This is a genomic window from Pseudomonas sp. UFMG81 (assembly GCF_015354575.1).
Lineage (GTDB): Bacteria > Pseudomonadota > Gammaproteobacteria > Pseudomonadales > Pseudomonadaceae > Aquipseudomonas.
Genome location: NZ_JACAFQ010000024.1, coordinates 1 through 13654, shown reverse-complemented (window position 1 = coordinate 13654; position 13654 = coordinate 1). Strand labels below are relative to the sequence as shown.

10 protein-coding genes are annotated in these 13654 nt (G+C 63.4%); 5 read left to right on the top strand and 5 right to left on the bottom strand.

Annotated features, from left to right (window positions below; genetic code table 11):
• A complete protein-coding gene (locus IX761_RS17910; protein ID WP_194790901.1) occupies positions 1-1551 on the top strand; it encodes a DUF2357 domain-containing protein in 1551 nt (516 codons plus the stop codon).
• Between the two features lie 22 nt (positions 1552-1573).
• Here the strand turns inward: IX761_RS17910 and IX761_RS17905 are convergent, their stop codons facing one another.
• Entirely contained in the window at positions 1574-2194 is a 621-nt protein-coding gene (locus IX761_RS17905; protein WP_194790900.1) for a LysE family translocator, read from the bottom strand.
• A gap of 114 nt (positions 2195-2308) precedes the next feature.
• Here IX761_RS17905 and IX761_RS17900 point away from each other — a divergent pair, with 114 nt between their 5' ends.
• Positions 2309-2929: a TetR/AcrR family transcriptional regulator gene (locus tag IX761_RS17900; RefSeq protein ID WP_194790899.1), complete on the top strand. Its 621-nt coding sequence runs from the start codon at positions 2309-2311 to the stop codon at positions 2927-2929.
• A 42-nt stretch (positions 2930-2971) separates the two neighbouring features.
• Here the strand turns inward: IX761_RS17900 and IX761_RS17895 are convergent, their stop codons facing one another.
• The 4 genes from IX761_RS17895 to hydA all read right to left on the bottom strand — a co-directional run bounded on the left by IX761_RS17895 (position 2972) and on the right by hydA (position 9076).
• Positions 2972-4585, bottom strand: coding sequence for an ATP-dependent nuclease (locus tag IX761_RS17895; RefSeq protein ID WP_194790898.1), 1614 nt, complete (start codon positions 4583-4585; stop codon positions 2972-2974).
• A gap of 225 nt (positions 4586-4810) precedes the next feature.
• Positions 4811-6085 (bottom strand): NAD-dependent dihydropyrimidine dehydrogenase subunit PreA, encoded by a 1275-nt coding sequence (preA, locus tag IX761_RS17890; protein WP_194790897.1) that lies wholly within the window; start codon positions 6083-6085, stop codon positions 4811-4813.
• Positions 6086-7453, bottom strand: a complete 1368-nt coding sequence (locus tag IX761_RS17885; protein ID WP_194790896.1) for an NAD(P)-dependent oxidoreductase — start codon at positions 7451-7453, stop codon at positions 6086-6088.
• Positions 7454-7636: 183 nt separating this feature from the next.
• On the bottom strand, positions 7637-9076 hold the full coding sequence (gene hydA, locus IX761_RS17880; protein WP_194790895.1) for a dihydropyrimidinase: 1440 nt from the start codon (positions 9074-9076) through the stop codon (positions 7637-7639).
• Positions 9077-9678: 602 nt separating this feature from the next.
• On the opposite strand from hydA, the gene IX761_RS17875 reads away from it, so the two are divergent.
• The 3 genes from IX761_RS17875 to IX761_RS17865 form a co-directional block, all read left to right on the top strand.
• The gene (locus tag IX761_RS17875) at positions 9679-11169 is read left to right on the top strand and encodes an NCS1 family nucleobase:cation symporter-1 (protein ID WP_194790894.1); all 1491 of its coding nucleotides are present in this window, start codon (positions 9679-9681) and stop codon (positions 11167-11169) included.
• Positions 11170-11279: 110 nt separating this feature from the next.
• Positions 11280-12566: a Zn-dependent hydrolase gene (locus IX761_RS17870; RefSeq protein ID WP_194790893.1), complete on the top strand. Its 1287-nt coding sequence runs from the start codon at positions 11280-11282 to the stop codon at positions 12564-12566.
• Between the two features lie 885 nt (positions 12567-13451).
• Positions 13452-13654 (top strand): transposase (locus IX761_RS17865; protein WP_194790892.1); only part of this gene is annotated, 203 nt, incomplete at its 3' end.

Here is a 13654-nt window from a genome sequence, read left to right as displayed (position 1 = left end):
ATGCTGACCATTCGCAAGCGTGTCAGGCAGGCTGCGCAGACGCAGGTCGTCGCACAGATTGGCGTTGTACTGGGCGGTTTCGAGGAAGATGCAAACTACGCGTTCAAGCCAGACCAGGAGGGTTGCACCCTGTATGTCGATGACGAGGAACTGTTGTCGGCACGTGGATGGTTTTACTGGACGCCTGCGCTTTACGCCGGGCGTGTACGTGTGGAAGTCCTGCGGCCTACGGGTTCGGCTGACGACTACTTTCTGCACGTGGGCGCGTCGACAGCCAAGGCCGACAACCTGTCATTCGAAGAAATGGTCACACAAATCCGTGCCCTCTACCCTCGCCAACTGGGCGGTCTGAGTGCCGCGACCCTGGCGTTCGGCAGTGACGGCAGCCCCGCGCTATTTCCGGATATGGTGTTGCTGGCCCGCTTGCGCCAGCATGGCCAGGCCTTCCTCGATGCCGTCGAACAGGTCGCACGCACGCCCCATGTCAAGTTGCAAGCCAAACGGGGCAAGCTGCCACTCTCGCAAGTGCGAAGGCTGCACCCGGCGGCGCTGCAAGACCCCAAGTTGTCAGCCCTCATTCGCAACCCTGCGCTTGCCGCCAAGCACAGCAACATGCCGGTCAGTGCCTGGACGTCTGGCGCGAGTGTCGACACTCAGGCCAACCGCGCCTTGCTGGCCCTGCTCCAGAGGTTCAGGGCGGCCGTTTGCGCGCTGCACCGCAGCGTCAAGGCAAACGCGCTGCACGGCACCAAAAAGCATCAGGCACAGCGCAGCCAGCGCCGGATCGCACTGCTCGAAGCACTCGATGCGCGCGTACTGGGGGTGCTGCGACAGCATCCGTTCCCAGGTGTCACAGCAGGCGCGAGCAGCGCGTCCGGCGTTGTCCAGGTCGCAGCCCAGCCTTCATATGGCAAGGCCTACCGGCTCGGCACACAGGCATTGGCGCTTGGCGTTGAAGGCCAGCAACTGTGGGACCACCTGCATGCCAACCATTCCTGGGGCATCTATGAAATGTGGTGCTTCGTGCAAGTGCTGCACACGCTTCAAAGCTGCACAGCAAACAGTTTGCGCCCCGCAGCGCCGATCACGGTCGAGGCAGATCTGTGCTGGTGGGCCGAACTGGCGCCAGGCCACAGCCTCGAACTGCTCTACCAAGGTGTATTCCCCAAAACCCAACCAAGCCCAGGGTGCGAGGGCTTCAGTATCAGTCGAAAACGGATCCCCGACATACTGATCATCGAGCGCAAGGGGCAGACCATACGCTCGCTCATCCTCGACGCAAAATGGCGTAGCGGCGAGCACCATGAGCTGGAGGCAATGGAGTCTGCGCACCTCTACCATGACAGCCTGCGCATCGGCGATGCCCGCCCGGATTGTTGCTTGCTGATGCTCCCTGCCGTACTTGCCAACCAGCAACTTGGGCAAAACGACTTCATCATCCGCAACCGTGTCGGTGCAATCGGGCAAATCCACCCTCATGGTGCAGGTCTAGGTGTCTTGCACAAGACCCTCGAGGATTGGCTTGGCCTGCCGGTCCAGATGACGGCCTGACCGAAAGCCAGCCACCGCTGGCCTAGCGCCGACTCAAGGCCAGCCGGGCGGCAAACAGCACGAACACCAGCCCGGTGCAGCGATCCATCCAGCGGATCACCCGCTCGCGGCGCAGCACCTCGGCCAGTGGCCGGGTGGCGGCGATCAGGCCAGCCGCCCAGAGCAGGCCCAGCACCACGTGGATACCGACCAGCCCGAAGGTCCAGGCCACCAGCGGCTGCCCTTGGGGAATGAACTGCGGCAGGAAGGATACGTAGAAAATACCGACCTTGGGGTTGAGCAGGTTGCCCAGCATGCCCTTGACGAACCAGTTGCCCGCCGGCTGCCCGTGCTCGGCGGCGGGCGCCATCGACTGGCGTGGACGCAGTAGCATGTTCACCCCCAGCCAGGCGAGGTAGGCGGCGCCGCAGTACTTGAGCACGTTGTAGGCCAGCTCTGACACGGCGATCAGCGCACCCAGGCCGAAGGCCACCGCGGCGCCCCATAGCAGGCAACCAGCGTTGATCCCCAGCGCGGCGCGCAGGGCCTGCTGGCGGCTTTCCACGGCAGCGGTGCGCAGGATCAGCGCGGTGTCCAGGCCTGGCGTGAGGGTGAGCAAGGTGGCGGCAAGGGTGAAGGCGATCAGGTTGTCGGCGAAGGGCATGGCGCAAGGGCTCGGCGGGTGAGTGCAAGCACGGTAACAGAAGGCCGCCAAGCGTTCACCACGCCCCTGCCAAAGCTGTTAGCCTTGCCTCGTTCAGGTCACCACGGAAAGCCCATGGCCAACCACAAGATCGAGATCCGCCGACGCAACATCGAGAAGATCCTCCAGGCCGCCGAGCAGGTGTTCGCCGACAAGGGCTTTGCTGCCACTTCCATGGGCGATATCGCCGAGCAGGCGCAACTGCCGCGTTCCAACCTGCATTACTACTTCAACACCAAGGACGACTTGTACCGCGCGGTGTTGCAGGACCTGCTGGACGTGTGGAAGCAGGACGCGCTGTGCTTCGAACGCTTCGACGACCCGCGGGTGGTGCTGACCAGCTACATCCGCGCCAAGATGGGCCACTCGCGCTCACGGCCGCTGGGGTCGAAGATCTGGGCCGAGGAGATCCTGCATGGCGCGCCCGTGCTCGGCGTCACCCTGGACGACACCCTCGTGCCGTGGGCGCAGCTCAAGCAGGCCAAGATCCGCAGTTGGGTGGAGGACCAGCGGATCTTGCCCGTAGAGCCATCGGCCTTGTTGTACATGATCTGGGCGGCGACCCAGCACTATGCCGACTTCGGCTATCAGGTGAGCTTGCTCAACGAGGGCGAGCCATTGACCGACCTGGCGTTCGAAAGCGCGGTGCAGACAGTGACAAGTGTGATCCTGCGTGGCATTGGCCTGGAGCCCTGAGCGCAGACGTCGAAACCGTAGCGTCCCCACGCGCCGCTAAGCTCAGGTATTGTTGCGCCGGATGAAGCTACAGAGCTCATCAAGCCGTTGTTGCAGATCGAGTACATCCAGCCTGACCGCGTTGTGCCGCAGGTAATGGCTAGCCACATCCACCTTGTTGCCACTGCGTCGTGGATCCGGGTCCTTGGCTCTGGAAGCGCTGCTGTCCACCTCATAGGTCAGCAGGTTCGCCCACCTGCCTCTTCCCAGCGGGCGCACCATGTGCCGATACAATGCCTTCAGGCTCGCCCTCACGGCAGCCTCGTCAAGGTAGTTTTCAATTTCCCGCCCAGCCGTGACCCAGGCCAGGCTGCGCCCATCCTTGCAGGAGAACTCGGCAAGCAGGCGTTGCTTGGTGGTAGTCAGCGGCGCTGTCGCCCTTGCCCTGTCACTGTCGAAAACGATTGCAGAGTTGCGGTTGAGCCGGCGTAACGAGATGAGGTCTTCCTCCGGCGCCTGTTCAGCGCTCAGATGACTGAACAAGCGCCCGCCGTAGAACATGATGGCGTAGTGCGTCCCCTCTTTCAGGCTGGCGTCCTTCGCGTGCAGCCACGCCTTGAGATAAAGACGGTCCGACGGCCCTTCGACCCAGATCACACAGTTGGCCTGCAACAGGTCGGAGGCCTGGTAACCGAGGCGTTCCAGGACCCCCGTTATGTCAGCATCGACAACCTTTACGCCTTGAGCCTGAATGATCTTGATGTTGCGGTTGCTCGCCGCATTGATCAGCACCGCCGAATGGGTGCTGACCACCAGTTGCAGGCGTTTGCGCTCGGCGATCGCCAGTGTCCATTCGAACATCTTGCGCTGCAACCTAGGGTGCATGTGCACCTCTGGTTCCTCCAGGAGACAAACGCTCCCAGGTTCAGCGCTGGTGAGCCAATGCAAGATCGCCGCGCAGACCTTCCAGCCCGACGGAAAGGCGCTGGCATTGACATTATTCGGCATACGCAGCTGCCGCTCTTCGGCATGCGCCATGTGATCAAGCCAGGTAGAAACGACACCGTCATCACGCACAGTGATCGCATGACCATCGAGCGGTACATCCCGGCGACCGGCATGGCGCTTCCAATCGATCAGTCCTGTCAACAATTCAGGAAACTGATTCAGATGTTCCAATGCCTTGGCATCGAAATTCTCCAGGCTGCGAGCGCAATCCAGGTAGTTCACCCGGACACGCCCGACCCGAGGAATCCTGCGCGGCCCGGTGTTTGGAATGAAGCGGTTCATCAGGCATTGTTCGACTTTCTCGAAATGCCCTCCCGGCATTCTCGCGCCCATCTTGCAGATGATGCGTTGAAAGTTCCCATCCAGCGGCGAAGTAACGAAACGGTAGAGGAAGGCGCGCCGGTCCTCAAGCTCGATGCAAAACTCAGGTATGCACCCGTACTCAGGATTGTCCCGGGCCAGCGTGGGCAGGATTTCGGGTGTCACCAATGCGCGAATCATGTCGATGACGGTGGACTTTCCAGCGCCATTTTCACCGATCAGCATGTTGAGAGTGGCTAGTTCCAGGCGAGGAAGCTGCTCGAATGCCTGGGTGAAGTCTGGCCAGTTGTCTTCAACCGATGCGTTGAGCTGGCGAATGGATTTGAATCCGATGAACCTGATGTGCATGAAACTTCCGAACCAAGGGGCCGCGTCCAGCGACCCGATTTCATTGATATGAGCGATGGACGCGGCGCAGTAGGCAACTTGCTGGCAGTGTCGAACCGACCACCGTCAGCAAGGTGCAACCAGAAGATTGCAAGGGCTTGAGCATGTCCACCGCCCAGTGCGCCCAAGGTAACGGCTCTGAGTGGCCCCGGTCCAGTGCTTCAGGGCAACCCGCCTTGCGTGCATTCAACCCACCTCACGGTAGGGATTGCGCGGATCCTGGGTCCAGTTCATGTACGGCTTGCCGGTGTCCTGCGCTTGCATGTCGATGCAGCTTTCCACCGGGCAGGTGATCTGGCACAGGTTGCAGCCCACGCACTCCTCTTCGATCACGCTGTAGGCATGAGTGCCGTCGGGCTTGAGGGTGCTGGCGATGGCCTGGTGCGAAGTGTCCTCGCAGGCGATGTGGCAGCGCCCACAGCCGATGCAGGCGGCCTGGTCGATATGGGCCACCGACTTGTAGTTGATGTCCAGGTACTTCCAGTCGGTGGTATGCCCCACCGCCTGGCCGCGGAAGGCGTCCAGGTTGCGGTGCCCGTGCTGGTCCATCCAGCGCGCCAGGCCGTCCTGCATGTCCTCGACGATACGGAAACCATGCAGCATCGCCGCCGTGCACACCTGCACCGCGCCGCTGCCCAAGGCCATGAACTCGGCGGCGTCGCGCCAGTTACCGATACCGCCGATGCCGCAGATTGGCAGGCCGCGGGTCTCGGGGTCGCGGGCGATCTCGGCGACCATGTTCAGGGCGATGGGTTTTACCGCCGAGCCGCAGTAGCCACCATGGGTGCTCTGGTCGCCGACGATGGGGTGGGCGACCATGCGGTCGAGGTCGACGCTGGTGATCGAGTTGATGGTGTTGATCAACGACACCGCGTCCGCCCCACCGCGATGGGCGGCACGCGCCGACTGGCGGATGTCGGTGATGTTGGGGGTGAGCTTGACGATCACCGGCAGCGAGCAGTGGGTCTTGCACCAGCGGGTGACCAGTTCCACGTACTCCGGCACCTGGCCGACGGCAGCGCCCATGCCGCGCTCGGGCATGCCGTGGGGGCAGCCGAAGTTGAGTTCGATGCCGTCGGCGCCGGTAGCCTCCACCAGCGGCAGGATGAACTTCCACGATTCTTCAACGCACGGCACCATCAGCGACACGATCAATGCGCGGTCGGGCCAGTCCTTCTTTACCTGGGTGATTTCGCGCAGGTTGATCTCCAGCGAACGGTCAGTGATCAACTCGATGTTGTTGATGCCCTGCACCAGGCGGTTGGCGCCGTAGTGCGCCGAGTAGCGCGACGACACGTTGACCGCCGCCGGGTCCTCACCGAGGGTCTTCCACACCACCCCACCCCACCCCGCCTCGTAGGCGCGGACCACGTTGTAGGCCTTGTCGGTGGGCGGCGCGGAAGCCAGCCAGAACGGATTGGGCGACTTGATGCCGGCGAACACGATGGACAGGTCGGCCATTTATGCAGCCTCCACGTTGAGCATGAGTTGGGCATGGATGGCTTCGGCAGCCAGCTTGCCGTGTTGCACGGCCTGGACGGTGAGGTCCTGGCCCAGGGCGGTGCAGTCGCCACCGGCATAGACGCCCGGCAGGCTGGTCTGCATGTGTGCGTCGACGCGGATGCGCTCGCCGTCGCGGGCCAGTTGCGCGGCCAGCGGCTCGCCCAGGCTTGTGTCGTCGAAGCGTTGGCCGATGGCTTTGAAGATCGCGTCGGCGGCCAGCTCGAAGGTCTCGCTGGTGTCTTCGAGGCGGCCATCGACCTGCTGCGTGCGCACGAAACGCATGCCACGCACCCGGCCCTGGTCGTCCAGCAGCACCGCGTCAGGGCGTGCCCAGGTGTGCAGGCGCACCTGGTTGTGCTTGGCGATGTCCTGCTCATGGCCGGTGGCGCCCATGTCGGCAATGCCTCGGCGGTACACCAGGTTGACGTCGCGGGCGCCCAGGCGGCTCATCTGCACGGCCATGTCGATGGCGGTGTTGCCGGCGCCGATCACCAGGCAGCGGTCGGCCAACGGCAGTTGGCTGAGGTCGTCGGCCTGGCGCAGTTCACGGATGTACGCCGTGGCGGCCAACAGGCCCGGCGCGTCTTCGTCGGGCAGGCCCAACTGGCGCACGGCATCCAGGCCCAGACCGAGGAACACCGCGGCGTATTGACTGTGCAGCTCGCTCAGCGTGAGGTTGCCACCCAGGCGTTGGCCATGGCGGATCTCGATACCACCGATACCCAACAGGAACTCGACCTCGCGCTGGGCGAAGTCATCCACCAGCTTGTAGCGGGCGATGCCGTATTCGTTGAGCCCGCCAGCCTTCTCACGGGCCTCGAAGATCACCACGTCGTGACCGTGCATGGCCAGGCGATGGGCACAGGACAGCCCGGCGGGGCCGGCACCGACCACGGCGATGCGCTTGCCGGTGGCGGGGGCGCGCTGGAACGGGTGCTCGGTGAAACCGGCATTGTCCAGGGCATAGCGCTGCAACTGGCCGATCAGCACCGGTGCGCATTCCTGGGCGTTGTTGCGCACGCAGGCCTGCTGGCAGAGGATCTCGGTGGGGCACACCCGGGCGCAGCTACCACCGAGGATGTTGGCCGAGAGGATGCGCTCGGCGGCGCCTTGCAGGTTCTCGTCGCTGATACGGTGAATGAACGAGGGGATGTCGATTTCGCTGGGGCAGGCGTTGACGCAGGGCGCGTCGTAGCAGTACAGGCAGCGGGCGCTTTCGACGGCGGCCTGACGGGCGGTGAGCGGGGGCGCGAGGTCGCCGAAGGCCTCGGCCAGCTGGTCGGCGCCGGCCCGGGGGCGCGGCAAATGGTTCAGGGCGTCGATCACGGTTGTAGCCTCTCTCGTTTTTATTGGAGGCGGCGGTGGTCAGGTGCCGCGTCCGTTTTGGGGATGGCAGTCAACAGGGGTATCTGGGTTGTAATCGGGGGCGCTTTGCGCCCCTTTCGCCGGCAAGCCGGCTCCCACAGGGCCTGCACTGATTCTGTGGGAGCCGGCTTGCCGGCGATGGGTTCAGCGCTGAACCGGCGTCGGCTTGTGCCGCTCGGCGCGGCGCTCCAGCACCTCGTACACCGACGGATACGCCGGCCGCTCCACATAGCGCCCCGCGCCCTGCTCGGCGCGCAGGTCGCCATCGGCCCAGAGCACCTTGCCCTGGCTGATGGTGTGGCTGGGGACACCGCGCACGGTACGGCCTTCGAAGATGTTGAAGTCGACCCGCTGGTGGTGGGTCTGGGCACTGATGGTGCGGGTGCCTTGCGGGTCCCACAGCACCAGGTCAGCATCGGCGCCGACGCGGATGGCGCCCTTGCGCGGGAACAGGTTGAAGATCTTCGCGGTGTTGGTGGAGGTCAGCGCGACGAACTCGTGCATCGACAGGCGCCCGCTGTTCACCCCGGCATCCCACAGCACCGCCATGCGGTCCTCGATACCGGCGGTACCGTTGGGGATGCGGCTGAAATCGTTGCGGCCCATGGCCTTCTGCTCGGCGCAGAAGCAGCAGTGGTCGGTGGCGGTGGTGTGCAGGTTGCCCGACTGCAATCCCCCCCACAGTGCGTCCTGGTGCTCGCGCGGCCGGAACGGCGGGCTCATCACGTAGCCGGCGGCGGTGGCCCAGTCCGGGTCGCGGTAGACGCTGTCGTCGAGCAGCAGGTGGCCTGGCAGCACCTCGCCGTAGACCGGTTGGCCTTTGGCCCGGGCGTAGGTGATTTCATCCAGCGCCTCACGGCTGGAGACGTGCACCAGGTACAGCGGCGTGCCCAGGGTCTCGGCGATGCGAATGGCACGGCTGGCGGCCTCCCCCTCCACCTGCGAGGGGCGTGACAGTGGGTGCGCCTCGGGGCCGGTGAGCCCTTGCGCCAGCAACTTGCGCTGCAGGTGGTAGACCAGCTCGCCGTTCTCGGCATGTACGGTAGGCACCGCGCCCAGTTGCAGGCAACGCTCGAAGCTGGCCACCAGCGTGTCGTCGGCGGCCATGATCGCGTTCTTGTAGGCCATGAAATGCTTGAAGCTGTTCACCCCATGCTTGTGCACCAGTTCGCCCATTTCCTCGGCGACCTGCTCGCTCCACCAGGTGATGGCAACGTGGAAGCCGTAGTCCGAGGCGCTCTTCTGCGCCCAGCCACGCCAGGTGTGGAAGGCTTCGAGCAGCGACTGCTGCGGGTTGGGGATGACGAAATCGATGATCGAGGTGGTGCCGCCGGCCAGGCCTGCGGCGGTGCCGCTGAAGAAGTCTTCGCTGGCCACCGTGCCCATGAACGGCAACTGCATGTGGGTGTGCGGGTCGATGCCGCCGGGCATCAGGTACTGGCCGCTGCCGTCGAGGATCTCGCAGTCGGTGGGGGCTTCGAGGTGTTCACCGACAGCCTGGATCAGGCCGTCGGCACACAGGACATCGGCGCGGTAGCTTTCTTCATGGGTAACCACGGTGGCGCCACGGATCAACAGGGACATGCCGTCTTCCTCGCAGGCTGACCGGTCTTGTGGCCGGTTCTTGGAATTTTTATGGGCCAGTGCCTGCGGGCTTGAATCAATCCTGTCAGGCCTGACAAGAATCGAGGCTAGTTGTGGATCTGGCATTCTTCAAGAAAAAATATATGCAAATACTCAAAATTTTATCCTGTTGATTTATATGAATTAATTGAGCAAATCACCAAAACGGAACACCCCTTCACCATTTTGACGCACTTGACAGGATGCAAATCTGGTCAAGATTTTCTACGCAAATTCAGCTGTTTAAAAACGGCTGGGCAGGCGCAGGCAGCGCAGCCGATTTGCCGGGCCGCACCGCTTTGAATCACGGTGTGCGGGCCTGTGTCAGCATCGCGGTTATTCGCACGTTCCAGCAGCAATCAGGAATGCTTTTGCAAGTCAGTAAGTTACCTGCGGTCAGCAGCGACCACTGGGAACGGCCAAGTCCAACCCGGCACGGTTGTTGTAAGCCCGGCCACAACCGCCATGGCCGGACCGCAGGTGCAGTACTGGTGGTGTGTGTACTCCGGCCATCGCATTAGCCCGATGCGCGAACAAAAAGAAAAAACCCTGGAGAAGGCCCCATGCAACAGAGCAGATCACAAGTGGTCGAGCAGCATGGCCTGTTCGAACTCGACGCCGGCAGCGACGTCCTCGACAGCCCCCGTTACAACCACGACATCGCCCCCACCAAAGTCCACCAACGCACCTGGAACAAGTGGCACATCACCGCGCTGTGGGTGGGCATGTCCATCTGCGTGCCCACCTACACCCTCGGCGGCGTGCTCACCGCCTACTTCGGTTTGAGCGTGGGCGAGGCGCTGTTGGCGATCCTGCTGGCCAACCTGATCGTGCTGATCCCGCTCACCCTCAACGCGTTTCCCGGTACCAAGTACGGCATCCCGTTCCCGGTGCTGCTGCGCTCGTCGTTCGGCATCTTCGGTTCAAACGTGCCCTGCCTGATCCGTGCAGTGGTGGCCTGTGGCTGGTTCGGCATCCAGACGATGTTCGGCGGCCTGGCCATCCACCTGTTCCTCGGCTCGCTGTTCCCCGAGTGGAAGGCGCTGGGTGGCACCGGCGAGGTGATCGGCTTCATGCTGTTCTGGGCGCTGAACCTGTGGGTGGTATTGCGCGGCGCCGAGTCGATCAAGTGGCTGGAGACCCTGTCGGCGCCGCTGCTGGTGGCGGTCGGTTTCGGCCTGTTGTTCTGGGCGATGCCGCACATGTCCATGACCGAGTTGCTGGCCCAACCGCCGAAACGCCCCGAGGGCGCCAGCGTGGTCAGTTACTTCTGCGCCGGGCTCACCGCCATGGTCGGCTTCTGGGCCACCCTGTCGCTGAACATCCCGGACTTCAGCCGCTACGCGAAAAGCCAGAAGGACCAGATCCTCGGGCAGATCTTCGGCCTGCCGCTGACCATGTTCCTGTTTGCCTCCCTGGGGGTGATCATGACCGCCGCCTCGGCTTCTCTGGTAGGGCAGACGGTGTCCGACCCGGTCAGCCTGATCGGCCATATCCAGAGCCCGGGCTGGGTGGCGCTGGCCATGGCGTTGATCATCATCGCCACGCTGTCGACCAACACCGCGGCCAACATCGTCTCGCCCACCAACGACTTCCAGAACATCGCCCCACGCCTGATCGGGCGCAGCCGCGCGGTGTGGCTCACCGGGTTCATCGGCCTGGCGCTGATGGGCCACGAGCTGCTCAAGAAGCTGGGCTGGATCGTCTCCGACCTGAGCCTTGAGAGCGTCTACTCCAACTGGCTGCTGGGCTACTCCAGCCTGCTCGGCCCCATCGCCGGGATCATGGTGGTGGACTACTTCCTGGTGCGCCGCCAACAGCTGGACCTGGCCGGGCTGTACCGTGACGACGTGTACCCGGCCTGGAACTGGGCCGGCTTCGCCGCCTTCGCGGTGCCCGTGGCGCTGACCGTGATGGCCATCGGCAACAGCAGCTTCAGCTGGTTCTACGACTACGGCTGGTTCACCGGCTCGCTGCTCGGTGGCGGGCTGTACTACGCCCTTGGTGGCCTGGCGCTGCGTGGGCCGGCGCGCCTGGCCAAGCCGTTGCCCTGAAGGACGACATTCGCGGGGCAAGCCCGCTCCCACGCTGGATGCAGAACGACGTGGGAGCGGGCTTGCCCCGCGATGAAACCATGCGAAAACAACAGCCTGAGGAGATACCGATGAGCACGCCCGCCAAGGAAGTCCTGCAATCCACCCACCTTCACATCGACAGCGCCCGCCTGTGGCGGTCGCTGATGGACCTCGCCCAACTCGGCGCCACCCAGAAAGGCGGTGTGTGCCGCCTGGCCCTCACCGACCTCGATCGCCAGGCCCGCGACCTGTTCACGCAGTGGTGCGAAGCGGCCGGCTGCACGGTGACGGTCGACGCAGTCGGCAACATCTTCGCCCGCCGCCCGGGCCGCAACCCTAAGCTGCCGCCCGTGATGACCGGCAGCCATATCGACACCCAGCCCACCGGCGGCAAGTTCGACGGCTGCTTCGGGGTGATGGCCGGGCTCGAGGTGATCCGCACCCTCAACGACCTCGGCGTGGACACCGAGGCGCCGCTGGAGGTGGTGGTGTGGACCAACGAGGAAGGCTCACGCTTCGCGCCGTGCATGATGGGGTCGGGGGTGTTCGCCGGCAAGTTCACCCTTGAAGAAACGCTGGCCAAGCGTGATGCCCAGGGCGTGAGCGTGGGCGAAGCGTTGAATGCCATCGGCTACGCGGGTGAACGCGCCGTGCTCGGGCACCCGGTGGGTGCCTACTTCGAGGCGCACATCGAACAGGGGCCGATCCTGGAGGATCAGCAAAAGACCATCGGCGTGGTGCTCGGTGCCCTGGGCCAGAAGTGGTTCGATCTGACATTGCGGGGCGTCGAAGCCCATGCCGGCCCGACCCCGATGCACCTGCGCAAGGACGCCCTGGTCGGTGCCGCCGCAGTGGTCGAGGCGGTCAACCGCACCGCCCTCGCCCACCAGCCGCACGCTTGTGGCACGGTCGGCTGCCTGCAGGCCTACCCTGGGTCGCGCAATGTGATCCCTGGGGAAGTGCGCATGACCCTGGACTTCCGGCACCTCGAAGGTGAGCGCCTGGATGCGATGATCGGCGAGGTGCGCGGGGTGATCGAGGCGACTGCGGCCAAGCATGGCCTGAGCTATGAACTGACCCCGACCGCCGACTTCCCGGCCCTTTACTTCGACACGGCCTGCGTCGATGCCGTGCGGGAGTCGGCGCGTGTGCTCGGCCTGCCGCACATGGATATCGTCAGTGGTGCCGGGCATGACGCGATCTTCCTGGCCGAGCTTGGGCCGGCGGGGATGATCTTTGTGCCTTGCGAGGGGGGGATCAGCCATAACGAGATCGAGAATGCTTCGGAACAGGATCTGGCGGCGGGGTGCGCGGTGCTGTTGCGGGCCATGCTGGCGGCTTCGGAGGCGATTGCGGGGGGGCGGTTGGCGGCTTGAGCTTGGAACTTGGAACTTGGAACTTGGAACTTGGAACTTGGAACTTGGAACTTGGAACTTGGAATTTGGAACTTGGAACTTGGAACTTGGAACTTTGAACTTTGGATGCGACTTTAAGTTTTTAGTGCATATCCATTGGCGATAGGGGTGCTTATTCACCGTTCCGCCTTTACGGCGGGTAACTTTTTGAAGGATCAAAAAGTCACCAAAAAATCCTTGCTCCATCATCCGGCCCCTACGCTTCGCTCCGGGGTTCCCTCGCTCCGGCCTTGCTCCCGCGTGGACGCACTGACGGGCCATCCATGGCCCGATCAGTGCTCGATGGGCATCCATGCCCATCGCCCCGCTCCGCAAGTCCTACGTTCGGCCTCCTGAAGTCGCGATTGGCGGCGACTGGACTATTGCGCACTTAGAAGCAAGAGCAAGAGCAAGAGCAAGAGCAAGAGCAAGAGCAGCGAGTGTTCAATTGTTATTGATGTGTTGTTGGTAATGGCCTGTTCGCCGGCAAGCCGGCTCCTACGGACGGAGTGTGCAATTAAAAGTTCGTACACCGTAGGAGCCGGCTTGCCGGCGAATGCAATTTGATATCCAACACAATAATCAACCAGCGACAGCAGCGCCAATATAGGCACCGCCCCTAACTTCGCGACTTCAGGAGGCCGATCGGAGGGCTTGCGGAGGGAGGCGACGGGCATGGATGCCCGTCGAGCACCGATGGGCCATGGATGGCCCTTCGGTGCGTACTCCCGGGAGCAAGACCGGAGTGAGGGAACCCCGAAGCGCAGCGTAGGGGCCGCATGAATGGAGCGAGCATTTTTTGGTGGGCCTGTCCCCTGACAACGGACGCCAAGAAGCGATACTTACATCGTTCTCTTGGAGGTCGCCATGTACCCACGTACTCGCCGCAACTACACCGATGAGTTCAAAACGCAAGCCGTAGCTCTAGCCGAAAGCGTTGGCAGAACTGAAGCTGCACGTCAGCTTGAGATGTCCGTCAAAACGCTCGACAACTGGGTTGATGCTACGCGTAAAGGCCTGCCGCTGAGCTCTCCCGAGCGTAAAACCATCACCAAGGAAGACAGCGAACT

Coding starts and splice junctions, on each gene's coding strand:
- IX761_RS17910 (WP_194790901.1), top strand. CDS start 1: ATGCTGACCATTCGCAAGCGTGTCAGGCAGGCTGCGCAGACGCAGGTC.
- IX761_RS17905 (WP_194790900.1), bottom strand. CDS start 2,194: ATGCCCTTCGCCGACAACCTGATCGCCTTCACCCTTGCCGCCACCTTG.
- IX761_RS17900 (WP_194790899.1), top strand. CDS start 2,309: ATGGCCAACCACAAGATCGAGATCCGCCGACGCAACATCGAGAAGATC.
- IX761_RS17895 (WP_194790898.1), bottom strand. CDS start 4,585: ATGCACATCAGGTTCATCGGATTCAAATCCATTCGCCAGCTCAACGCA.
- preA (WP_194790897.1), bottom strand. CDS start 6,085: ATGGCCGACCTGTCCATCGTGTTCGCCGGCATCAAGTCGCCCAATCCG.
- hydA (WP_194790895.1), bottom strand. CDS start 9,076: ATGTCCCTGTTGATCCGTGGCGCCACCGTGGTTACCCATGAAGAAAGC.
- IX761_RS17875 (WP_194790894.1), top strand. CDS start 9,679: ATGCAACAGAGCAGATCACAAGTGGTCGAGCAGCATGGCCTGTTCGAA.
- IX761_RS17870 (WP_194790893.1), top strand. CDS start 11,280: ATGAGCACGCCCGCCAAGGAAGTCCTGCAATCCACCCACCTTCACATC.